This window comes from Streptomyces sp. NPDC051561, from assembly GCF_044454195.1.
Lineage (GTDB): Bacteria > Actinomycetota > Actinomycetes > Streptomycetales > Streptomycetaceae > Streptomyces.
The window spans coordinates 207,465-228,905 of record NZ_JBITDM010000012.1 but is presented as its reverse complement, the minus strand read 5'-3'; the positions used below and the strand labels follow the sequence as shown (position 1 = coordinate 228,905).

The following is a 21,441-nucleotide window of genomic DNA, read 5'->3' as shown; positions in this document are numbered from 1 at the left end:
CGCAGGCCGAAACGAGCGCCCCGGAGGGCCCGGAACCCGCCAGGAATGCGGTCTCGCGCAGGTGAAAGGCGTTACCCCGGGAAGCATCCGCGCCCGGTGCTCCCTAGAGTTCCCTTCATGAGTGTCAGCGTGGAGGAGACTCCCACCACCCGCAACCGTTTCCTCGCAAGGGTGCCCGACGGCTTCGCGACCTTCTTCGGTCTGCTCGGTCTGTACTGTGCCCTGCTCGCGATCAGCATGCCGCTGCGCAGACTGCTGCGTCCCGTCACCAATGTGCTGGAGTTCCTCACCGTCCCGGTGAGCGCGAACCTGGCGTACGCCGTGTTCTTCTTCCTGCTCGCCGCTGCGGTCGGCGCGCGCAAGAAGGTCGCCTGGTGGCTGGTCGTCGGCTATCTGATCCTGCTGCTGGTTGGCGATGTCCTCTACATCGTGCTGGAGGACTGGGAGGCGCTGGCCTCCACGGTCGTGTGCCTGGCGGCGCTGGCGGTGCTCGTCCTCGCCCGCAAGGAGTTCTACGCGGCCTCCCGGCACGGTGCGGTCCGCAAGGCGCTCGGGGTGCTGGTCGCCTCGCTCGCGGCCGCGGTGCTCGTCGGCTGGGGGCTGATCTCACTGTTCCCCGGCACCCTGGTGGCGGGCGACCGGCTGCCCTGGGTGATCGTCCGGGTCTTCGGCGGTGTGCTGTACGGCGAGTTCGACGGCCACGGCCCCCGCTTCCTGTACTTCCTCTTCGGCCTCTTCGGCGCGCTCGCCCTGCTGGCCGCCGCCGCCACCCTGTTCCGCTCGCAGCGCATGGAAGCCTCCCTGCACGGTGACGAGGAGCCCCGCATCCGGGCGCTGCTCGCCGCGTACGGGGCGCAGGACTCGCTCGGCTACTTCGCCACCCGCCGCGACAAGGCCGTCGTCTTCGCTCCCAGCGGCAAGGCAGCCGTCACCTACCGCGTCGAGGCCGGTGTCTCGCTCGCCTCCGGCGACCCGGTCGGCGACAAGGAGGCCTGGCCGCAGGCCATCGAAGCCTGGCTGGAGATGGCCAAGCGGTACGCCTGGGCCCCCGCCGTGATGGGCGCCTCCGAAGAGGCCGCGACCGCGTTCGCCCGCGCCGGACTCAGTGCCATCCAGCTCGGTGACGAAGCCATCCTCGACGTCGCCGCCTTTGACCTCGACGGCCGGGACATGCGCGTCACCCGCCAGGCCGTCAACCGGGTCCGCCGTACCGGAGCCACCACCCGCATCCGCCGCCACTCCGCACTCTCCGACGCGGAGATGGAGCAGATCATCGACCGTGCGGACGCCTGGCGCGGCACCGAGACCGAGCGCGGCTTCTCCATGGCGCTGGACCGGCTCGGCGACCCCGAGGACGGCGACTGCCTGCTCGCCGAGGCCTTCGACGCCGACGGCAAGCTGATCGCGCTGCTGTCCTTCGTCCCCTGGGGCAAGGACGGCATCTCGCTCGACCTGATGCGCCGCGACCGCAGTGCGCCCAACGGCGTCATGGAGTTCATGGTCGCCGAGATCTGCGCCCAGGTCCCCAAGCTGGGCATCCGCCGGATCTCCCTCAACTTCGCGGTGTTCCGCTCCGCCTTCGAGGAGGGTGCGCGGATCGGCGCCGGACCTGTGCTGCGGCTGTGGCGCAGGCTGCTGCTGTTCTTCTCCAAGTGGTGGCAGCTGGAGGCGCTCTACCGCTCCAACGTCAAGTACCAGCCCGCCTGGTACCCCCGCTTCCTCTGCTACGGCGACGCCGGTTCGCTCGCCCGGGTCTCGCTCGCCTCCGGCATCGCGGAGGGCTTCGTCGCCGTCCCCAGCCTGCGCAAGCTCTGGGGCCGCGGGCACGCCCCACGACGTACCTTCACCAACCCGGCCAGCACCGCCGGCCTCCCCTCCCTCGAAGCACTCGGCCTGCTCGGCACCACGACCGACGCCGACGCCGACCCCACCGCGCACCTGCCCGAGCAGATCCGCATCCGCCACCGCAAGCTCACCAAGCTGCGCGCCGAGGGCACCGACCCGTACCCCGTCGGTGTCCCGGCCGCCACCCACACGCTGGCCGCGATCCGCACCGCCCACCCGGCGGCCGCCCCCGGCACCCGCAGCGGCGAACGGGCCACCGTCAACGGCCGCGTCATGGTCGTCCGGGACTTCGGCGGCGTCGTCTTCGCCGATCTGCGCGACTGGTCGGGCGACCTCCAGATCGCCTTCACCCGCGACGGCTCCGGCAGCGACCTGCTGGGCCGGTTCACCGCCCACGTCGACTTCGGCGACCTGGTCTCGGTCACCGGCGAGGTCGGCACCACCGACCTCGGCGAGCTGACCCTCTTCGTCACCGACTGGCAGCTCACCGGCAAGTGCCTGCGCCCGCTGCCCGACAAGCGCCTTGGCCTCACCGACCCCGAGGCGAAGGTGCGGCGCCGTTACGTCGACCTGGTGGCCAGCCCGGACGCCCGCGACGTGCTGCGGGCCCGCTCGGCCGTCGTCCAGGGGCTGCGCCAGGGCCTGCTGGGCCGGGACTACCTGGAGGTCGAGACCCCGATGCTCCAGCAGATCCACGGCGGCGCCAACGCCCGCCCCTTCACCACCCACATCAATGCCTACGACCTCGACCTCTACCTGCGCATCGCCCCCGAGCTGTACCTCAAGCGGCTCTGCGTCGGCGGCATGGAGAAGGTCTTCGAAATGGGCCGCACCTTCCGCAACGAAGGCGTCTCCTACAAGCACAACCCCGAATTCACCATGCTGGAGGCCTACCAGGCCTACGCCGACTACGACGTGATGCTCGACCTCACCCGCGAGCTGATCCAGGGCGCCGCGACCGCCGCCTTCGGCTCGCCGATCGCCCGCAAGCAGGACACCGACGGCAAGATCGTCGAGCACGACATCTCCGGCCCCTGGCCTGTCAAGACCGTCTACGGCGCCCTCTCCGAAGCCCTCGGCGAGGAGATCGACGCCGACACCGAGGAACCCGAGCTGCGCCGGCTCTGCGACCGCTCCGGCGTCCCGCACACCCCGGAGAAGACCCGCGGCGACCTCGTCCTGGAAATGTACGAACGACTCGTCGAGGAGCAGACCAAGCTGCCCACCTTCTACAAGGACTTCCCCACCGACGTCTCGCCCCTCACCCGCCAGCACCGCAAGGACCCGCGCCTCGCCGAGCGCTGGGACCTGGTCGCGTTCGGGACCGAACTGGGCACCGCCTACTCGGAGTTGACCGACCCGGTCGAGCAGCGCCGCCGGCTGATGGCCCAGTCGCTGCTCGCGGCCGGGGGCGACCCGGAGGCCATGGAGGTCGACGAGGACTTCCTGGACGCGCTGGAGTACGCGATGCCGCCCACCGGAGGCCTCGGCATCGGCGTGGACCGCACGGTCATGTTCCTGACCGGCCGCACCATCCGCGAGACGCTGCCGTTCCCGCTGGTGCGCCGCTGACGGACGGGCCCGCCCCCGCGCACGGGGGTGGGCCCGGTAGTTCCATCGGGTGCAATAGGGCCCCTGCCAAGTGTTGATCAATGCCTCGCGCGCCTCCGCGTGCGAGGCATTAGTCATGAAAGAAGACAAGCAGTCGATTCCGGGTCGCCGGGCGATGCTGCGGCTCGCCGCCTGCCTCGGAGCAGCTGCCACCGTGCACCTGGTGACCGCCGACCCCGCGGAGTCACCGGTCGGTCCCACCCCCGCGAAACCCCGGCCCGCGGCCGGCCCGCCGCAGGCGTCGGCGCCGCTCAAGCCGTCCGCCTACCGGCTGCGCCCGATGACCGCCCACGCACCGCCGAAGTCCGTACCCGCCAGGCCACCGGTGCGGCGCAAACCGTTCCTCACCATGGCCGCCCCCGGCCGCACCATGGTCCTCACCTTCGACGACGGCCCCGACCCGAACTACACCCCGGACATCCTGAAGACCCTGCGCCGGCACGGGGTGCGCGCCATGTTCTTCGTCTGCGGCGAGATGGCCGTCGACAACCCCGACCTGCTGCGCGAAATGGCCGACGACGGTCATGTCATCGGCAACCACTCCTGGTCGCACCCCCTGATCCCCAAGCTCTCCCGCTCCCGGATCCGCTCCCAGCTGGGCTCCACCAGCGAGATCGTCGAGAAGACGGTGGGCGAGCCGCCCTGCTGGTACCGGGCCCCCTACGGAGCCTGGAACCGGGCCTCCTTCGAGATCGGCGCCGACCTCGGGATGGAACCGCTCGGCTGGACCGTCGACACCCTCGACTGGACCGAACCGGGCACCTCCACCATCGTCAGGCGGGTCCGGGCGGGCGCGGGACCCGGGGTGGTCGTCCTCTCGCACGACGCGGGCGGCAACCGCTCCCAGAGTGTCCGCGCCCTGCGCACGTACCTCCCCGAACTCCTCGACCAGGGCTACCGGATCACCGTTCCGAACGCCTGAGCCGCGCCGGCCACCCGCCCGGCCCGTGCACACGGCGGGTGGCCGCCCGCGACCCGTGCCGGGGCACGTGCTCTCAGCGGGTGGCCACCAGCCTGCCGAAGACCACCACGTTCCCCTCGTACCCGCTGTCCTTGGAGTAGCCGCCGCCGCAGGTGATCACCCGCAGCTCGGGGCGTCCGGTGTCGCCGTAGACCCGGGCGCCGGGGAAGTCCTCCTTGGCGTACACCTCCACCCCGTACACCTCGAAGACCGCGGTACGTCCGTCGAAGCGTTCCACCTCCACCCGCTGGCCCTTCTTCACCGAGCCCAGCCCGAAGAAGACGGCCGGGCCCGTGGAGTTGTCGACATGGCCGACGACCACGGAGGTGCCGCGCTGACCGGGGGCGATGCCGTTCTGGTACCAGCCGGCCAGGTTGGCGTCCTGCGGGGGAGGAGCCTCGATCCAGCCCTCCTGGTCGAGACCGACGTCCACCATGGGGGCGTCGATCTTCACCGAGGGGATACGCACCCGGGCGGCGGGGGCGTAGGGGAGTGCGGCCACCTGGGCGGTTTGCCGGGGGGCGGCCGGGCCGTCGGAACCGGTGTCCCTGGCGGCCGCGGACGCGGGCTGCGGGGGGCCGAAGCCGACGTCACTGCCGTTGCGCATGAGGGCGAGCCCGGTGAGCATCGCCAGCGCCAGCGCTCCCCAGGGCGAGCGTTTCCTCGGGTGCGCGCCGCGCCATTCCTGCCGCATTCTGCCGATCCCTTCATCGCGCCTGGCCCGCTGGTCGTGCACGGAGGGGCCCGTCTGTTACGGACGCTAAGCGCGCGACGATGCGGCGGCGAGGCACGGAGGGCGAACGGGTGGCGTCCGCGATTTCTGACGCCCCCTCAAAAGCCGTACCGGGGGCCGCCCGAGACCCTCCGTGACCCATCCGCGCCAAGGCCCCGCAAAATCTTCGGCACGCCATCTGACGCCCCGTGACCTGCGGGTCCGTCAGATTCGAGGCCACCGGAACGGTGTGTGGCGTCACCGGTCCGGCCCAGTGCGAAATGCGGTATTTGCAGGGCCAAGTGAGGGTTCGTCATGGGAGGCGTACTCGTCGATTTCGCCGGAGCACCGCCCCGGAGCGTCTTCCCATGGAGGTTCTACGATGCGTGCTTCACGCGCCTACGCGGCGACCGCGGTCGCCTGCGCCGCGGTCGGACTCACCGCCCCCACCGCCTTCGCCACCAACGGCCCCGGCAATGTCACGGTCAACCCGTACTCGGTTCACCAGGGCAGCACGATCTCGATCGCGGCGACCGGCTGCGGCCACGGCGGAACGGTGACGTCCAACGCCTTCCCCCAGGCCAGCCTGTCGGCGGGCTCAAAGGGGTATGCGTCGGCCCGGATCAACAACCACGCCACCCCCGGCCACTACAACCTGGCCGTGAAGTGCAACGACAACGCCATGGTGGCCACCCACCAGTTCACCGTGCTCGCCGGGCGCGGCGCGCACGGCGGCCTCGGCGGCTCGCTCGGCCCCAGTGACACGGACGTGGCGGTCGGCGCCGGCCTGGTCGCCTCAGCGGCACTCGGCGGCGCCCTCTTCGTCGCCCGCCGCCGCCACGCGGCGAGCGGCCGTAGCTGACCCGTCCCCCCTCACACACCGCGGGGTGCAACGCCGGTGGGCCCGAGTCCCTCCACAGGACTCGGGCCCACCGGCGTGCGTGGTGTCCGCTCGGACACGGTTCTCAGTGGCGGCGGCTGCTCGCCGCCCTGCGGCGTACCGCATAGAACGCACCGCCCGCGGCGATCGCCACCAGCGCCGCTCCACCGGCCACCCGGGTGCCGTCCGCCTCGCCGATGCTCCCGCCGAGGCCACCCCGCACCCCTCGCACCGGTGAGGCGGAAGTGACGGGAGAGGCGGATGTGACGGGGGAGGCGGATGTCGTCCGGGAGGGAAGCGAGGTCGAACTGGTCGTCGGGAGGCTGCCGCCCGCGACCGTCAGCGCGACCGACCCCTTGGTGCCGTTGCAGCTGAACGCCACGTCGTACAGCGCACCCGGACTGGCCTGCCGGTTAACCGTCGCCCTGGCGGACTGCCCCGGCTGCACGACCATGGTGCCGAAGGCGGCCGAGGAGACCGTGGCGGCTCCCGGACATCCGGTGGCCGCAAGGGTGACCTGACCACCGGCGGCAGTGGTGGAGGGCGTCACGGTGAATCCGTACGAGGTGCCCGCCCCCGCCCCCGCGCGGCCGCTGTCACCGTCCGCAGCCCAGGCCGATGTGCCGGTGAGGGTGGTGAATCCCAGAGTGGCCACTGTCGCGGCGGTGGCCGCCAGCCGTATCGCGCTCATGATGCTCCTTCGGGTCCCCGAGGAGCACAGCGGCGGAACGAATTTCCCCACATATCGGAAAAATGCACCTCGATACCCGAAACGCTAGGAGCGCCGGGTGAGCCCCGCGATCACAGTCGCGCGAACGGGGTACCGATGTCCCTCGGTTGGCCCTCCACGAAAGCCGGCCGGTGGAGCGTCGCCAGGACCAGCTCGCGGAGCAGCTCCTACGCGTCGCGGAGCCGGCGCCACTCGGCCACCGGCGGGCCGGGAACGACCGTGCCTCCGGTGACGATCTCCTCCGGCCCGAACTGCTCACGGGCGAGGTCGATCTCGGCACGCAGGCACCAGACGGTTCCACCAGTGGTGGCCCACCCGCGTGCCGCCGGCATGAACCTCTCCCGGAGCAGTTCACCGCCGAGCAGGTCGTTCACCACTACGGCGGTCACTCCTCCGGCAGTTCCACGATCACCAGCGCGCCCCGGCTTCCGGGGCGAACCGCGTGCGGAGTTCCCGCCGCCACCATGAACAGCTCGCCCGCCCGAACCGACACCGGCATGCCGTCCACCTCCAGCTCCAGTCGTCCTTCGAGGACCAGGAGAGCTTCGGCAGCCCCGTGTCTCTCTTCCGCCACCGGCAGCTCGTCCATGCGCAGTACCTTCACGCAGGCCGCCCCCACCGTGCCCAGCCCCCGGGAACTCCATGCCGCCGGCAGATTGGCCGCCGTTTCCGTCAAGTTGACCGCAGTCATGGCACACCCCTCCTCCGGGACCCGGTCGGTCTTGCCTGAACGGGCCCCGCACACAGATCAATGGATGCCCCGAAAGCTACCCGGCCGGAAACAGCCCGTGGTCGACCGTTCGGCAAAAGCTGGAATCAGAGGCACGTCGCGGAGGAGCGCTGCCGATTCCCGGCGGATGGTGCGGGGAATCGGCAGCGCTCCTCGGCCGGTGTCTCAGGTGCCGGTGGCTCAGTCGCCGGTGTCCGGGAGGAGGTCGGCCAGGGGGTCCGGGGTGGCGGCGATGCCGTGTCCGAAGGGGGCGTCGAGGTCCCAGATGAGGAAGAGGAGGAAGGCGATCATGACGCTGAAGAGCCCGGCGAGGAGCAACTCTCTCGGGGTGCGGCGGATTTGGAGGGTGAAGATCAGGCCGATGGTGATGAGGGCGCCGGTGATGAGACCGAACCAGACGATCAGCGGCATGGTGGCTTCGGTGTTCTCGGCGCGGGTGTTGCGGGCGTCGTCGGCGGCGGCCACCTGGTCGACGAGTGGCTGGTACGCCTGGCCTTCGAGGTCGGTCCTGGGGGCGTAGAGGGTGACGTCGTGGCGGACGCGGTCGAGGAGTTCGTCGCCGCGGTCGGAGACGGCGCCGTGGTCGGCCATGTACTGCCACTCGGTGTCGACGACATAGGTGACGTAGGCGTCGATGTCGGAGCGGATGCGCGTGCGGACGTCGGCCGGGTAGACCTCGGCGCGGGCGCTGACCTCGTGGAGCGCCTGGGCTTCCTGGCGTACGGATTCCTGGGCGGCGCCGCGTCCTTCCCAGACGCCCGCGATGGCGAGGCCGAGGACGATGGCGTAGATCACGCCGATCATCATCGTCATGTATTCGAGGACGTCAGGCGTTTCGGTGGGGTCGTCGTCCTCTCCGACTCTGCGGTTGTTGATGACGACGATGGTGAGGACGATCGCGCAGGCAGCGGCCATCGCGATGCTCAGAACTAGCCATTCCGACATGGGAACCTCCGTCGGTGGGACCGCATCAGCGGGAGGAACGGGGACGCAGTACCGCGACGGCGAAGACCGCGGGTGCTGTGATCAGGAGAGTGAGGGTGAGCATCGAGGTGCGGCCCTTGGGGGGTTTGCGGGCGGGCTTGCGGTAGGTGGGGAGGGCGATTGCTCTCGGGGGAGGGGGAGTGGAGTGCGTTGAGGGGGAGGGGGGCGGAGGTGGTGGTGGAGTCGGGGGCGGGGACGGGGGCGGGGGTGAGGGCGGCAAGGGAGCTGCTGGGGGTTGTGGCGCCGGTGGTGCTGGGGGTGCGGGATGTGCTTGTACGGGGTCGGGGGCGGGCGGGGCCGGTTTCGGCGGCGGGGGCTTCGGTTTCGGTTCGGGGTCCGGTGGCTTCGGGTCCGAGGGGGGCGGAGGGGAAGGGGGAGGCGGGGGAGGCGGGGTGGGGTCGGGCCGGCAGAGGGCGTTGTCGCCGCCCGCCACCGCGACCGCCGCCGTCCCGCCGTCCTCGCCGAGGTTGGCGTAGGCACAGCTGTCGGCCGAGGCGGGCACCGAGCCGGCCAGCAGCCAGCACAGGGCGGCCGAGAACAGCAGCCGCACGAGGAGCGGACCGGGTTTCCGGCGTGATCCGTACACGAGGGGCATCATGAGTCTGCTCAACGAGCGGCACGCGGGAGAAGTATGGGATTCCCCTGATGGGTGAGACTTTCCCGAATTTGCGTTCGGGATGGGATCGAATGTCCTCGCTGATGGGCCCGGAGAGGGGAGCCGGAGGGGGAGGGGCCGGCGAAAGAATTTTCCGCACGTGTTGAACACGGCGGTGTCCCCCGCACGTACCTAGGGCCATGAGCGACGCGCACCGCGTCGTACACGGTCCTTCGGGAACTTCGGGAAACGGGAGTCGACATGAACAGCTGGCGGAACGCCTCGCTCGTGGTGACGGCGGCAGCAGTGCTGGCACTGACCACGGCATGCGGGCAGGACAACGGATCCGGCACCCCCGGCTCCCGGTCCGTCGGCGACGCGGCCCCCGCCGGGCAACCCGCGGACGGTGGGTACGGCAGTGGCGACGGGTACGGCGACCCGAACGCCGCCGCACCCAAGGCCGGCGGACGACTCGCCGTACGGGACACCGAGAAGCTCGGCAGGATCGTCACCGACGGCGCGGGCAGGACCCTCTACCGGTTCGACAAGGACACCGCGAAACCGCCGCAGTCGAATTGCGACGGCGACTGTGCGAAGGCCTGGCCGGTGGTACCCGCCGACGGGACCACCGCCCCCTCCGGAACGGATGCCTCCGCCCTTGGGTCGGTCACCCGCGGCGACGGCACCAAGCAGCTCACCCTCGGCGGCTGGCCGATGTACCGCTTCGCCAAGGACACCAAGGCCGGAGACCTCAACGGGCAGGGAGTGGGCGGCACTTGGTTCGCCTCGGCGCCGTACGGCAAGAAGGCCGCACCCGGTGCGGCGGCGCCCGAGGCCGGCGCCCCCGATGCCCCCGATGCCCCGGCCGGTCTGCCAGGGATGTCCGTGCGCGAGGACCCCGAGCTCGGCCAGATCGTCGTCGACTCCCAGGGACGTACCGTCTACCGCTTCAAGAAGGACTCCGCCTGGCCCATGAGGTCCGCGTGCACCGGCGCCTGCCTGAAGAAGTGGCCGGCCGTCGCACCGGTGGCGAAGAACGACACCCGGGGCATCCTCAAGAAGGGCTTCGTCGTCTTCAACCGCCCCGACGGGATCAAGCAGCAGACCATCGACTGCTGGCCGGTGTACACCTTCGCCGGTGACAGCAAGGCCGGGGACACCAACGGGCAGGGAGTGGGAGGCACTTGGTACGCCGTCTCCCCGCAGGGAAAGCTGGTGGGCGCCCCGAAGTAGCGGCCCGGACCCACAGCGGCCCGCCCCCGGGCCCCGCGCCCGCCCGCCGGCGGCCCCGCAGCGGCCCCCGAGTAGGAGCCCGGGGTAAGTTGCTCATAAAGTTCGGCCCGTCGTTCCCGTACCTCTTCGGGAATGACGGGCCGGGCGCATGTGTGGACGCACTTGCCACCGGGGTGTGACGGAGAACGGACGCCCAATTTCCGTTTTCGCTCGCCCCGCTGGCGGCGGATCAGTAGCCTCGGCTCGAACAAACACCGGGCACGGTCATGGACCGTGCCCGCATTCGGCGCGGCGAGTTGTGGGAGACATTGATGGAGCGTCCCGCCTGGGCACCACCGGGCATCGACATCTCGATGCCCAGTGTGTCCCGCATCTACGACTATTACCTGGGCGGTTCGCACAACTTCGAGGTCGACCGGGAAGCGGCCCGCCGGGCCATGGAGTTCATGCCGGGGCTTCCCAAGATCATGCAGGCCAACCGGGCGGTGATGCGCCGCGCCGTGCGTCACGCCCTGTCCGAGGGCATCACGCAGTTCCTCGACATCGGCTCCGGCATCCCCACCTTCGGCAGCGTCCACGAGATCGCCAGGACCGGCGAACCCGGCGCCCGAGTGGTGTACGTCGACCACGACCCGGTGGCCGTCGCGCACAGCCGGGCCGTGCTGGAGGGCGACGAACTGAGCGCCGTCGTCGCCGCCGACCTGCGCAAGCCCCAGGACATCGTCGAAAGCCCCGAGGTCGGTCAACTCCTCGACCTGGAAAGGCCGGTGGCGCTGCTGCTGGTCGCCGTGCTGCACTTCATCGAGGACGCCGAAGACCCGTACGCCGCCGTCGCCGCCCTGCGCGACGCCCTTGCTCCCGGCAGCATGCTGATCGTCACTCACGCCTCGTACGAGGGAGTGCCGGTCACCGCCGACCGGGCGGGCGGCGCCGTCGAGGTGTACGAACAGATCAAGAACCCGCTGATCATGCGCTCGCACGCCGAGGTCGCCCGGTTCTTCGAGGGGTACGAGATGGTCGCCCCCGGCCTGGTGCCGATGGCCGAGTGGCGGCCCGAGACCCCGGTGGCGCAGGAGGACCCGTACGCGTTCTCGGGCTTCGCAGGGGTGGGGCGCAAGGCGTGAGTGCTCAGGCGCAGGCACCGGACGGGGAACGCGAGAGCGGACCGGCCGGCCTGACGGGTACGGCACGGGGCCTCGGCTCCGGAGCGGTCCCCCAGCAGAGCAAGGGGCCCCAGCAGGGCAAGGGCCTTCAGCAGGGCAAGGGCCCCGGGCCTGAGGCCGATGCCGCCGGCACTCCGCCGCAACGGCAACCGGCCGAGGGCCCGCCGGACGGCCCCGAGGACCGGATCCGGCGGTTCGCCCGGATCTGGAGCCGGGCGATCTTCCCGGCCACCGCCACCTCCCTCACCCGCCCCGAGTTCGAGGAGCTCCTGCTGCCGCTGGCCCGGCGGCTGGGTACGGCCCTGAACGCGCGGCCCTTCGATCCGGCGCCCGCGCACGGGGTGGGGGCCACCCTGGTCGACGCGCACTGCACCGACCCCGACGCGCTGATCCGTACGCTCGGCGTCGTCGAGTCGTACCTGGTGCTCTACTGCACGCCCGACGACCCGACGGCGTACGACGCCGAGGAGTACCGGGCCCGCTGCGCCCGCCTCCAGCACCAGCTCTCCGCCGGGTTCGCCCGGCAGCTGCGCGAGCGCACCCTGCGCGAGCAGGAGGCCATCGCCAACTCCGCACTGAGCGCCCGCAGCTCCGCCCAGCAGGCCCTGCACGCCACCGAGGAACGCTTCCGCGCGGTCTTCGAGGGAGCCGCCGTCGGCATCGGTATCGCCGCCCTCGACGGCACCATCCTTGAGGTCAACGAGACCCTGACCCGGATGTTCGGCGGGCTCGACCCGCAGGTCCGCGGACGCAAGGTCAGCGACTGGGACCACCCCGAGGACACCGCCCAACTCTGGCGGATGTACGAGGAGTTGGTGCGCGGCGAGCGCGACCACTACCGCTGCGAGAAGGCCTTCTACCGGGGCGACGGCACCGTCCTGTGGACCAACCTCACCGTTTCGCTGCTGCGCGACGCCGAGGGCCGCCCCGAGTACCAGCTCGCGCTCATGGAGGACACCACCGAGCGCCGCCTGCTCAATCTGCGGCTGCGGTACGAGGCCACCCACGACGCACTCACCGGCTTGCCCAACCGCACCCTGTTCTTCGAGCGCCTGGAGAAGGCACTCTCGGCCGGCGGGGCCACTCGCTTCGGCCTCTGCTACCTCGACCTGGACGGCTTCAAGGCGGTCAACGACAGCCTCGGCCACTCCGCGGGCGACCGCCTCCTGGTCGAGGTCGCCGACCGCCTCCAGTCCTGCGCCACCGCCCCCGGCGAGATGGTCGCCCGGCTCGGCGGCGACGAGTTCGTCGCCCTCACCACCGGACCCGACACCCGCGCCGAGGTCGACGATCTGGCCGCCCGGATAATGTCCGCGCTGTCCACCCCCATCCACCTGGAGGGCCGCGAGATCACCGTGCGCGGCTCCATCGGCATCGTCGAGGGACCCGCCGCCGACCGCGGCCCCGCCGACGTGCTGCGCAGCGCCGACATCACCATGTACCGGGCCAAGTCCGCGGGCGGCAACCGTTTCGAGTTCGCCGACGCCGAGGCCGATCAGCGGGCCATCACCCGCCACGGCCTCACCCACGCCCTGCCCGCCGCCCTGGAGCGCGGCGAGTTCTTCATCGAGTACCAGCCACTGGTCCACCTCGGCGACGGCAGCGTCCACGGCGCCGAGGCCCTGGTCCGCTGGAGCCACCCCCAGCACGGTGTCCTGGGCCCGGACCGCTTCATCCCGCTCGCCGAGCACACCGGCCTGATCGTGCCGCTCGGCAAGTGGGTCCTTGAGGAGTCCGTACGCCAGGCCCGCTTCTGGCAGCAGAAGCACGCCGACGGCGGCCCGCTGCGCATCAACGTCAACCTCTCGCCCACCCAGCTCCACCACCCCGGCCTCGTCGCCGACACGGTGGAGGTCCTGGAACGAGCCGGCCTCGCACCCGGCGCGCTGTGCCTCGAAGTCACCGAGTCCGCTCTGATAGGAGCCGACGAGGACCTCCTCAAGCCACTGCGCCAGCTCGCCGAGATGGGCGTCGACATCGCCCTCGACGACTTCGGCACCGGCTACTCCAACCTCGCCAACCTGCGCCGCCTCCCGGTGAGCGTCCTCAAGCTCGACCGGTCCTTCACCCTCGGCATGCAGCGACTGCCCGCCGACCCGGTCGACGTCAAGATCGTCGAAGGGATCGTCTCCCTCGCCCACAGCCTGGAACTCGCGGTCACCGTCGAGGGCGTCGAAACCGCCGCCCAGGCCGACCAGCTCCGCGAGCTGGGCTGCGACACCGCACAGGGCTGGTACTACGCCAGGCCGGGCGCCCCGGACCGGATCCACGCGCTGGCGCTGACGGACGCGATCTGAGAGGTACGGCCACGGAGGGGCCGGGGCCACACGGTCCCGGTCCCTCCGAGCCTGTCCGGTCCTGTCGGCCGGGCACTCTCAGGCGTGCGCCTCCACCAGCACCCGCTGCAGCTCCCGCGCGGCCCGGGGCGGCGCCACATCGCTCCGGTGGGCCAGTGCGATGGTCCGGCGCAGCCCCGGCCTGGCCAGCGGGGTCACCCGCAGTCCCGTCCCGGTGCGCTCGGCCACCATGCGCGGCACCACCGCCACCCCGAGCCCGGCCCGGACGAATCCCAGGACCGCGTCCATTTCGCCGCCCTCCACCGTGAAGGTCGGCTCGAAGCCCTCGTTGCGGCAGGCGGCGACGGTCAGTTCGCGCAGGTCGTAGCCGTGGCGGAACATCACCATCGGGGTGTCGCGCAGGTCGGTGACGCGGACCGGGTGGCGCGGGGCGCGGGCGGCCGGGGAGGAGACCACGACCAGGTCCTCGTGGAGGAGTTCGACGGTGGTGAGGGCCGGGGAGGGGGTGGGGAGCGGGAGGACCACCAGGGCGAGGTCGAGTGCGCCGCGGGCCAGCTCGCGTACCAGGTCGTGGGAACCGCTCTCCTCGATCAGGAGATGGATGCCGGGATGGGCGTCGTGGAAGGTGCGCAGCACCTCGGGCAGCAGGCCGGTGCAGAGGCTGGGGGTGGCGCCCAGCCGGACCCGGCCGCGGCGGAGCTGGGCGAGCTCCTGGACCTCGTGGCGGGCGGTGTCGGTGTCGGCGAGGATGCGGCGGGCGAGGGGAAGGAGGGCCTCGCCGGCGTCGGTCAGGGCGATGTTGCCGCGGGCGCGGGTGAAGAGGTCGGCACCCAGTTCCCGTTCGAGCGCGCGAATCTGCTGGGAGAGCGAGGGCTGCGCCACATGCAGCTCCTCGGCGGCGCGGGTGAAGTGCCGGGACTCGGCGACGGCGACGAAATAGCGGAGCTGTTGGAACTGCATGATCCCAGGATAAGCGGGGTCGATAGGAAACACCTATGGACTTGAGCCGCACCATGTCTTGGACCTCTGGGGTCTTTCGGCCCTAGCGTCTTGATTCATGGCTCTGGCAACGCGGCAGGACAGCGATCGAAAACCGCCCGTGGGGCGTGCACGGCGGCCCCGGCACAGCTTCTGGGGATCGACCGTCGGCAAGAAGACGGTGATGGCCGTCAGCGGGCTGATCATGCTCGGCTACCTGGTGGCCCACATGATCGGGAACCTGAAGATCTTCTTCGGGACGGACGAGTTCAACGGCTACGCGCACTGGCTGCGCACCATGGGCGAACCGGTGCTGCACTACGAGTGGGCGCTGTGGATCGTGCGCGTGGTGCTGGTCGCCGCCGTCGTACTGCACGCGGTCTCCGCGTACCAGCTCAGCCGCCGCGACATCCGGGCCAGGCCGACGGCGTACGTCCACAAGCGCAAGCGCGCCGGCTATGCGACGCGCACCATGCGCTGGGGCGGCGTCATCCTGCTGCTGTTCATCGTCTGGCACCTGCTGGACCTGACCCTGCTCACGGTCAACGACAACGCGCAGACCGGGAAGCCGTACGAGAACGTCGTCGCGACCTTCTCCAACTGGTACGGCAACACCATCTACATCGTGGCGATGCTCGCCGTCGGCCTGCACGTACGGCACGGCTTCTGGAGCGCCGCACAGACCCTCGGCGTCGGCAACGCCACCCGCGAGCGCCTGCTGAAGGCGCTGGCCAACCTCCTCGCCCTGGCGCTGACCGTGGGCTTCCTCTCCGTACCGGTCGCGGTCATGACCGGATTGGTGGGCTGAGTGATGAGTTCGTACGTGGATTACGCGGTCGGCGACCCGCTCGCCGACACCAAGGCCCCGTCGGGCCCGGTCGCCGAACGCTGGGACACCCGCCGCTTCGAGGCCAAACTCGTCAACCCGGCCAACCGCCGCAAGCACACCGTCATCGTCGTCGGCACCGGCCTGGCGGGCGGCGCTGCGGGTGCCACGCTCGCCGAACAGGGCTATCACGTCGTCCAGTTCTGCTACCAGGACTCGCCGCGCCGTGCGCATTCCATCGCCGCCCAGGGCGGCATCAACGCCGCCAAGAACTACCGCAACGACGGCGACTCCATCCACCGCCTCTTCTACGACACGGTCAAGGGCGGCGACTTCCGGGCACGGGAGTCGAACGTGCACCGGCTCGCGCAGATCTCGGTGGAGATCATCGACCAGTGCGTGGCGCAGGGAGTGCCCTTCGCGCGGGAGTACGGCGGCCTGCTCGACACCCGCTCCTTCGGCGGCGTACAGGTGTCGCGGACCTTCTACGCACGCGGCCAGACCGGGCAGCAGCTCCTGCTCGGGGCCTACCAGGCGCTGTCGCGGCAGATCGCCGCCGGGAACGTGGAGATGCATCCGCGCACCGAGATGCTGGATCTCGTCGTGGTGGACGGGAAGGCGCGCGGCATCGTGGCCCGCGACCTGATCACCGGGAAGATCGACACGTACTTCGCGGACGCCGTCGTCCTCGCCTCGGGCGGGTACGGCAACGTCTTCTACCTGTCGACGAACGCCATGAACTCCAACGCCACCGCGATCTGGCGCGCCCACCGGCGCGGCGCGTACTTCGCCAACCCCTGCTTCACCCAGATCCACCCCACCTGCATCCCGCGCACCGGCGACCACCAGTCCAAGCTGACCCTGATGAGCGAGTCGCTGCGCAACGACGGCCGCATCTGGGTACCCAGGGCCCAGGGCGACACCCGGCCCGCCCGCGAGATCCCCGAGGCGGAGCGCGACTACTACCTGGAGCGCATCTACCCCTCCTTCGGCAACCTCGTCCCCCGTGACATCGCCTCGCGCGCCGCCAAGAACGTCTGCGACGAGGGCAGGGGAGTGGGCCCCGGCGGGCAGGGGGTCTACCTGGACTTCGCGGACGCCATCGCCCGGATGGGCCGGGGCGCCGTCGAGGAGAAGTACGGCAACCTCTTCGACATGTACGCGCGGATCACCGCCGAGGACCCGTACGAGACGCCCATGCGGATCTACCCCGCCGTGCACTACACGATGGGCGGACTGTGGGTCGACTACGACCTCCAGACCACGGTCCCGGGCCTGTTCGCCGTCGGCGAGGCCAACTTCTCCGACCACGGGGCGAACCGACTCGGCGCCTCCGCGCTGATGCAGGGTCTGGCCGACGGGTACTTCGTCCTCCCGGCCACCATCAACGACTACCTGGCCCGGCACGCCGCACAGGACCCGGTCGACGCCTCCCACCCGGCGGCGATCGAGGTCGTACGGGAGACGGAGCAGCGCATCGAGCGGCTGCTGGCCGTCGACGGCGACCGCACTCCCGACTCCTTCCACCGCGAACTCGGTGAGCTGATGTGGGAGTTCTGCGGCATGGCCCGCACCGAGGAGGGTCTGCGCAAGGCCCTCGACCGGATTCCGGAGATCCGCGAGGAGTTCTGGCGGCGGATCAAGGTCCCCGGTGCGGGGGAGGAGTTCAACCAGTCCCTGGAGAAGGCGAACCGCATCGTCGACTACCTGGAACTCGCCGAGCTGATGTGCCTCGACGCCCTGCACCGCGAGGAGTCCTGCGGCGGCCACTTCCGCGAGGAGTCCCAGACCCCGGACGGCGAGGCCGCCCGCGACGACGAACGCTTCTCGTACGCCGCCGCCTGGGAGCACACCGCCACCGGAAGCGCTCCGGTCCTGCACAAGGAAGACCTCGTCTTCGAGTACGTCCACCCCACCCAGCGGAGCTACGCATGAGGCTCACCCTGCGCGTCTGGCGCCAGAAGAACCCCGACACCCCCGGGGAGATGGCGCGTTACGACGTCGACGGCATCTCCGAGGACATGTCGTTCCTCGAAATGCTCGACACCCTCAACGAGGAGCTGATCCTGAAGGGCGACGACCCCGTCGCCTTCGACCACGACTGCCGCGAAGGCATCTGCGGAGCCTGCTCCCTGGTCATCAACGGCGACGCCCACGGCCCCGAACGCACCACCACCTGTCAGCTCCACATGCGGTCCTTCTCCGACGGCGACACCATCGACGTCGAGCCGTGGCGGGCCTCCGCCTTCCCCGTCGTCAAGGACCTCGTGGTGGATCGGTCCGCGTTCGACCGGATCATCCAGGCCGGCGGATACGTCAGCGTGCCGACCGGCGCCGCACCCGAGGCCCACGCCACGCCCGTGCCCAAGGCCGACGCCGACTTCGCCTTCGAGCACGCCGAGTGCATCGGCTGCGGGGCCTGCGTCGCCGCCTGCCCCAACGGCTCGGCGATGCTGTTCACCTCGGCGAAGATCAACCATCTCAACGTCCTGCCGCAGGGGGCTCCCGAACGCGAGACCCGCGTCCTGGACATGGTCGCGCAGATGGACGACGAGGGCTTCGGCGGCTGCACCCTGGCGGGGGAGTGCGCCACCGCCTGCCCGAAGGGGATCCCGCTGCCGTCCATCGCGGCCATGAACAAGGAATGGCTGCGGGCCAGCCGGAAGTCCGGGCGCTGAACAGGGAGTCCGCGCAAGCCTCCTGACGTACCGTCAAAACCCGGGTATTTTCCCCTTCATGTATCCGGGAGCGTACGACCCAGCGCATCCGGCCGTCGTCACGGCAGACGGCGGCCGGACCCTCACGTACGGACAACTCGAAGAGCGCTCACTGCGGCTGGCGAACCACCTGCACGCCGCCGGGCTGCGCCGGGGCGACCACCTCGCCCTCCTCTCCGGCAACGACCCGCGCATGCTGGAGGTCTACTGGGCGGCCATGCGCTCGGGGCTCTACCTCACCGCCGTCAACCACCACCTCACCGCCGAGGAAGCCGCGTACATCGTCGAGGACTGCGGGGCGACCGCTCTCATCACCTCGACGGAGCTCGGGCAGCTCGCCGTCGACGTCAACAGACTGGTGACACGTGCCACGCTTCGGCTGGAGTACGGGCAGGAACTCGGCTCCTACGAGAAGGCCCTCGCCGGGGCGTCGCCCGAGCCTCCGGCCCACCAGCCCATCGGCGCCGACATGCTCTACTCCTCCGGAACCACCGGCCGCCCCAAGGGCATCCAGGGCGATCTCTCCGACGGCGACGTACGCCGGTCGCCCGCCCTCTACGTCCCGCTGTTCACCGCCATGTACGGCTTCGCCGCCGATTCCGTCTACCTCTGCCCCGCGCCCCTCTACCATGCGGCCCCGCTCCGCTTCTGCGGCGTGGTCACCGCCACCGGCGGCACCGTCGTGCTGATGGACGCCTTTGACGCCGAGGGCGCGCTCGCCGCGATCGAGAAGCACCGGGTGACGCACGCACAGTGGGTGCCGACCATGTTCGTACGGCTGCTGAAGCTCCCGCCCGAGGTGCGGGAGCGCTACGACCTGTCGTCCCTGAAGGTCGCCGTGCACGCCGCCGCACCGTGTCCCGTCGAGGTCAAGCGGCGGATGATGGAGTGGTGGGGGCCTGTCCTGTACGAGTACTACAGCTCGACCGAAGGCAACGGCATCACCTTCATCGGCCCCGAGGAATGGCTCGCCAAACCCGGCTCCGTCGGCCGCGCCGGACTCCTCGGTGAACTGCGCGTCTGCGGCCCGGACGGCGGGCTGCTGCCCGCCGGCGAGACCGGGACGATCTACTTCGAGCGCGAGGAACTCCCCTTCCGCTACCACAACGACGACGGCCGCACCCGCGAGGCCCAGCACCCCGATCACCCGAACTGGACCACCACGGGGGACATCGGGCACGTCGACGAGGACGGCTACCTCTTCCTCACCGACCGCAGGGCATTCATGATCATCTCGGGTGGGGTGAACGTCTACCCGCAGGAGGCCGAGGACTGCCTCGTCCTCCACCCGAAGGTCGCGGACGCGGCCGTGATCGGGGTGCCTGACGCCGAGATGGGCGAGGCGGTCAAGGCGATCGTCCAGGTGGAGGAGGGGGTGCGGTCGGGCCCCGAACTCGCCGCCGAGATACTGGAGTTCGTACGGGCGCGGATCGCGCGCTACAAAGCGCCGCGCACCGTCGACTTCACGGAGGCACTGCCGCGCACTCCGACCGGGAAACTGGCCAAGTCGGCACTCAGGCAGGCCTATTGGCCCTGATGGGCAGAGTCAGCCGTTCACCGCGCGCAGCGCACCCGGCCTGCGCCCGGTGAGCCGGTCCAGGGACGCCGCCGTGGTCTCGTCGCCCGGCAGGTGGACCAGCAGCCGCTGACCGTCGGCGTCGGGCAGGTCCAGGGTCTCGTACGCCAGGCGCAGCTCGCCCGAGTCCGGGTGGACGAAGCGCTCGACCCCGCTGCGGACGGGGAGTCGGGGCGACGCGGCCAGCCGGTCCGTGAACTCCGTTCCGGCGGTCACCGTCAACTCGTCGGCCAGGTGCGAGACATGGGGGTCGTCGCGCGCCAGGTCGAAGCCGGCCATGGCGAACTGCGTGTCGGCGACCCGGCTCCAGTCGGGGTAGGTCTCACGGGCGCGGGGGTCGGTGAACACGTACCGCAGGAGGCTCGGCCGCTCCCCGTCGAGCAGGCCCACCGGGCCCGCCAGACGCTCGTAGCCAAAAGTGCAGGCGATGACCTCGCTCAGCCGGTTGACCAGGACGGCCGGCGCGGGGTCCAGCTGGTCCAGGAGCGCCTGCACGGTGGGCCGGACATGACGCACGGGGGTCTCCGCGGCCGGGCACAGGAGCTTGTGGTCGTTGGTGTGCTTGAGCAGTCGGCCCAGATGGAGGCGGGTCTCGCCGGAGAGCCGCAACGCGTCGGCGAGTGCGGCCAGGACCTGCGGGGACGGGTTGCGGTCCCGGCCCTGTTCGAGGCGGGTGAGGTACTCGATGCTGATGCCCGAGAGGGTGGCCAGCTCGGACCGGCGCAGGCCTGGCGTGCGGCGCCGTGGGCCCTCGGGCAGCCCGACCTCGGAGGGGGTCACCGCTTCCCGACGGGCGCGCAGGAAGGCGCCCAGTTCGTTGTCGCTCACCCCCGGATCGTATCCCCAGGCCCGGACCGGAGGGTGGCCCTCCCACTACTACCCTCGGGCCGGTCTTCCTCCGCCGCGGCGCATCCCTCAGGTTGGAGACATGACCACTGATGCACAGACCACGCCCCTCGCCCCGCTCCTCCCGCTGACCACCGGCCGCTGGGAGCTCGACACCGCTCACTCCTCCGTCTCCTTCACCATCCGCCACCTGGGCATCTCCAAGGTGCGGGGCCGCTTCGCCGAGGTGGAATCGGCGCTCGTCGTCGGTACGACGCTGAAGGAGAGCGCCGTGCACGCAACCGTGGCCCTCGCCTCCATCGACACCGGCAACGAGACCCGCGACGCCCACGTGCGGGCCTCCGACCTGCTGGACGTCGAGAAGCGTCCGACCATGACCTTCCGTTCGACCGGTGCGCACGGCGAGGGCGAGGAGTGGACCCTGGAGGGCGAACTGACCATCGGGGACGTCACCCGGGAGGTGTCGTTCGAGGTGGAGTTCGGTGGCCTGGTGGAGACTCCGTTCGGGAGCAGGCACGCCGGGTTCGAGGCGCAGGGGCAGATCCGGCGCAGCGACTTCGGGCTGAACTTCGGGGCGGCGGACGCGATGCTCGGCGATGCGGTGAAGATCCAGATCGACGCGCAGTTCGTGGAGCCGCAGGCGGGGGAGTAAGGGCACTGACGGGGGAGGGGGGGGGGGGGGGGGGGGGGGGGGGGGGGGCGCCCCCCGGGGCCGCCCGCCCCCCGCGCGCCCGGGCGGGCGGCGCGAGGCGAGCGC

17 protein-coding genes and 1 pseudogene are annotated in these 21,441 nt (G+C 70.9%); 11 read left to right on the top strand and 7 right to left on the bottom strand.

Annotated features, from left to right (window positions below):
• Nucleotides 1-117 precede the first annotated feature (117 nt).
• Nucleotides 118-3,417, top strand: a complete 3,300-nt coding sequence (gene lysX, locus ACIA73_RS25720; RefSeq protein ID WP_399441051.1) for a bifunctional lysylphosphatidylglycerol synthetase/lysine--tRNA ligase LysX — start codon at nucleotides 118-120, stop codon at nucleotides 3,415-3,417.
• A gap of 115 nt (nucleotides 3,418-3,532) precedes the next feature.
• Nucleotides 3,533-4,378: a polysaccharide deacetylase family protein gene (locus ACIA73_RS25715; protein ID WP_399441050.1), complete on the top strand. Its 846-nt coding sequence runs from the start codon at nucleotides 3,533-3,535 to the stop codon at nucleotides 4,376-4,378.
• Between the two features lie 73 nt (nucleotides 4,379-4,451).
• On the opposite strand, the gene ACIA73_RS25710 is transcribed toward ACIA73_RS25715, so the two are convergent.
• Complete coding sequence (locus ACIA73_RS25710; protein WP_399441049.1) at nucleotides 4,452-5,111, bottom strand: class F sortase; 660 nt, start codon at nucleotides 5,109-5,111, stop codon at nucleotides 4,452-4,454.
• A gap of 400 nt (nucleotides 5,112-5,511) precedes the next feature.
• Here ACIA73_RS25710 and ACIA73_RS25705 point away from each other — a divergent pair, with 400 nt between their 5' ends.
• Nucleotides 5,512-5,991, top strand: coding sequence for a hypothetical protein (locus ACIA73_RS25705; protein ID WP_399441048.1), 480 nt, complete (start codon nucleotides 5,512-5,514; stop codon nucleotides 5,989-5,991).
• Between the two features lie 103 nt (nucleotides 5,992-6,094).
• On the opposite strand, the gene ACIA73_RS25700 is transcribed toward ACIA73_RS25705, so the two are convergent.
• From ACIA73_RS25700 to ACIA73_RS25685, 4 genes and pseudogenes are all read right to left on the bottom strand, one after another.
• Complete coding sequence (locus ACIA73_RS25700) at nucleotides 6,095-6,700, bottom strand: hypothetical protein (RefSeq protein WP_399441047.1); 606 nt, start codon at nucleotides 6,698-6,700, stop codon at nucleotides 6,095-6,097.
• Between the two features lie 110 nt (nucleotides 6,701-6,810).
• Nucleotides 6,811-7,131 (bottom strand): annotated as a pseudogene (locus tag ACIA73_RS25695) (hypothetical protein); the annotation flags it as partial.
• Nucleotides 7,125-7,430, bottom strand: a complete 306-nt coding sequence (locus ACIA73_RS25690; protein ID WP_399441046.1) for a cupin domain-containing protein — start codon at nucleotides 7,428-7,430, stop codon at nucleotides 7,125-7,127. The pseudogene ACIA73_RS25695 and the gene ACIA73_RS25690, both read right to left, overlap by 7 nt.
• A gap of 219 nt (nucleotides 7,431-7,649) precedes the next feature.
• Nucleotides 7,650-8,414 carry a hypothetical protein gene (locus ACIA73_RS25685; RefSeq protein WP_399441045.1) on the bottom strand — a complete coding sequence of 255 codons (765 nt, stop codon included), beginning with the start codon at nucleotides 8,412-8,414 and terminating at the stop codon, nucleotides 7,650-7,652.
• An 895-nt stretch (nucleotides 8,415-9,309) separates the two neighbouring features.
• On the opposite strand from ACIA73_RS25685, the gene ACIA73_RS25680 reads away from it, so the two are divergent.
• The 3 genes from ACIA73_RS25680 (at nucleotide 9,310) to ACIA73_RS25670 (ending at nucleotide 13,741) form a co-directional block, all read left to right on the top strand.
• Nucleotides 9,310-10,281 carry an SCO0930 family lipoprotein gene (locus ACIA73_RS25680; RefSeq protein WP_399441043.1) on the top strand — a complete coding sequence of 324 codons (972 nt, stop codon included), beginning with the start codon at nucleotides 9,310-9,312 and terminating at the stop codon, nucleotides 10,279-10,281.
• A 311-nt stretch (nucleotides 10,282-10,592) separates the two neighbouring features.
• Nucleotides 10,593-11,405: an SAM-dependent methyltransferase gene (locus tag ACIA73_RS25675; RefSeq protein WP_399441040.1), complete on the top strand. Its 813-nt coding sequence runs from the start codon at nucleotides 10,593-10,595 to the stop codon at nucleotides 11,403-11,405.
• A gap of 224 nt (nucleotides 11,406-11,629) precedes the next feature.
• Nucleotides 11,630-13,741: a putative bifunctional diguanylate cyclase/phosphodiesterase gene (locus ACIA73_RS25670; RefSeq protein ID WP_399441096.1), complete on the top strand. Its 2,112-nt coding sequence runs from the start codon at nucleotides 11,630-11,632 to the stop codon at nucleotides 13,739-13,741.
• 78 nt (nucleotides 13,742-13,819) lie between these two features.
• Here ACIA73_RS25670 and ACIA73_RS25665 read toward each other — a convergent pair whose 3' ends face one another.
• The gene (locus ACIA73_RS25665; RefSeq protein WP_399441039.1) at nucleotides 13,820-14,701 is read right to left on the bottom strand and encodes a LysR family transcriptional regulator; all 882 of its coding nucleotides are present in this window, start codon (nucleotides 14,699-14,701) and stop codon (nucleotides 13,820-13,822) included.
• A 97-nt stretch (nucleotides 14,702-14,798) separates the two neighbouring features.
• Here ACIA73_RS25665 and ACIA73_RS25660 point away from each other — a divergent pair, with 97 nt between their 5' ends.
• Genes ACIA73_RS25660 through ACIA73_RS25645 form a run of 4 tightly spaced genes read left to right on the top strand, consistent with a single transcriptional unit; the run spans nucleotide 14,799 to nucleotide 19,799 of the window.
• Nucleotides 14,799-15,527 carry a succinate dehydrogenase cytochrome b subunit gene (locus ACIA73_RS25660; protein ID WP_399441036.1) on the top strand — a complete coding sequence of 243 codons (729 nt, stop codon included), beginning with the start codon at nucleotides 14,799-14,801 and terminating at the stop codon, nucleotides 15,525-15,527.
• Between the two features lie 3 nt (nucleotides 15,528-15,530).
• The gene (locus ACIA73_RS25655) at nucleotides 15,531-17,480 is read left to right on the top strand and encodes a fumarate reductase/succinate dehydrogenase flavoprotein subunit (RefSeq protein ID WP_399441034.1); all 1,950 of its coding nucleotides are present in this window, start codon (nucleotides 15,531-15,533) and stop codon (nucleotides 17,478-17,480) included.
• Nucleotides 17,477-18,223 carry a succinate dehydrogenase/fumarate reductase iron-sulfur subunit gene (locus ACIA73_RS25650; RefSeq protein ID WP_399441033.1) on the top strand — a complete coding sequence of 249 codons (747 nt, stop codon included), beginning with the start codon at nucleotides 17,477-17,479 and terminating at the stop codon, nucleotides 18,221-18,223. Before ACIA73_RS25655 ends, ACIA73_RS25650 begins: the two co-directional genes overlap by 4 nt.
• A 58-nt stretch (nucleotides 18,224-18,281) precedes the next feature.
• Nucleotides 18,282-19,799: an acyl-CoA synthetase gene (locus ACIA73_RS25645; RefSeq protein ID WP_399441032.1), complete on the top strand. Its 1,518-nt coding sequence runs from the start codon at nucleotides 18,282-18,284 to the stop codon at nucleotides 19,797-19,799.
• 9 nt (nucleotides 19,800-19,808) lie between these two features.
• Here the strand turns inward: ACIA73_RS25645 and ACIA73_RS25640 are convergent, their stop codons facing one another.
• Nucleotides 19,809-20,666 (bottom strand): helix-turn-helix transcriptional regulator, encoded by an 858-nt coding sequence (locus tag ACIA73_RS25640; protein ID WP_399441031.1) that lies wholly within the window; start codon nucleotides 20,664-20,666, stop codon nucleotides 19,809-19,811.
• Between the two features lie 100 nt (nucleotides 20,667-20,766).
• On the opposite strand from ACIA73_RS25640, the gene ACIA73_RS25635 reads away from it, so the two are divergent.
• Nucleotides 20,767-21,336: a YceI family protein gene (locus ACIA73_RS25635; RefSeq protein WP_399441030.1), complete on the top strand. Its 570-nt coding sequence runs from the start codon at nucleotides 20,767-20,769 to the stop codon at nucleotides 21,334-21,336.
• The last annotated feature ends 105 nt before the right edge of the window (nucleotides 21,337-21,441 follow it).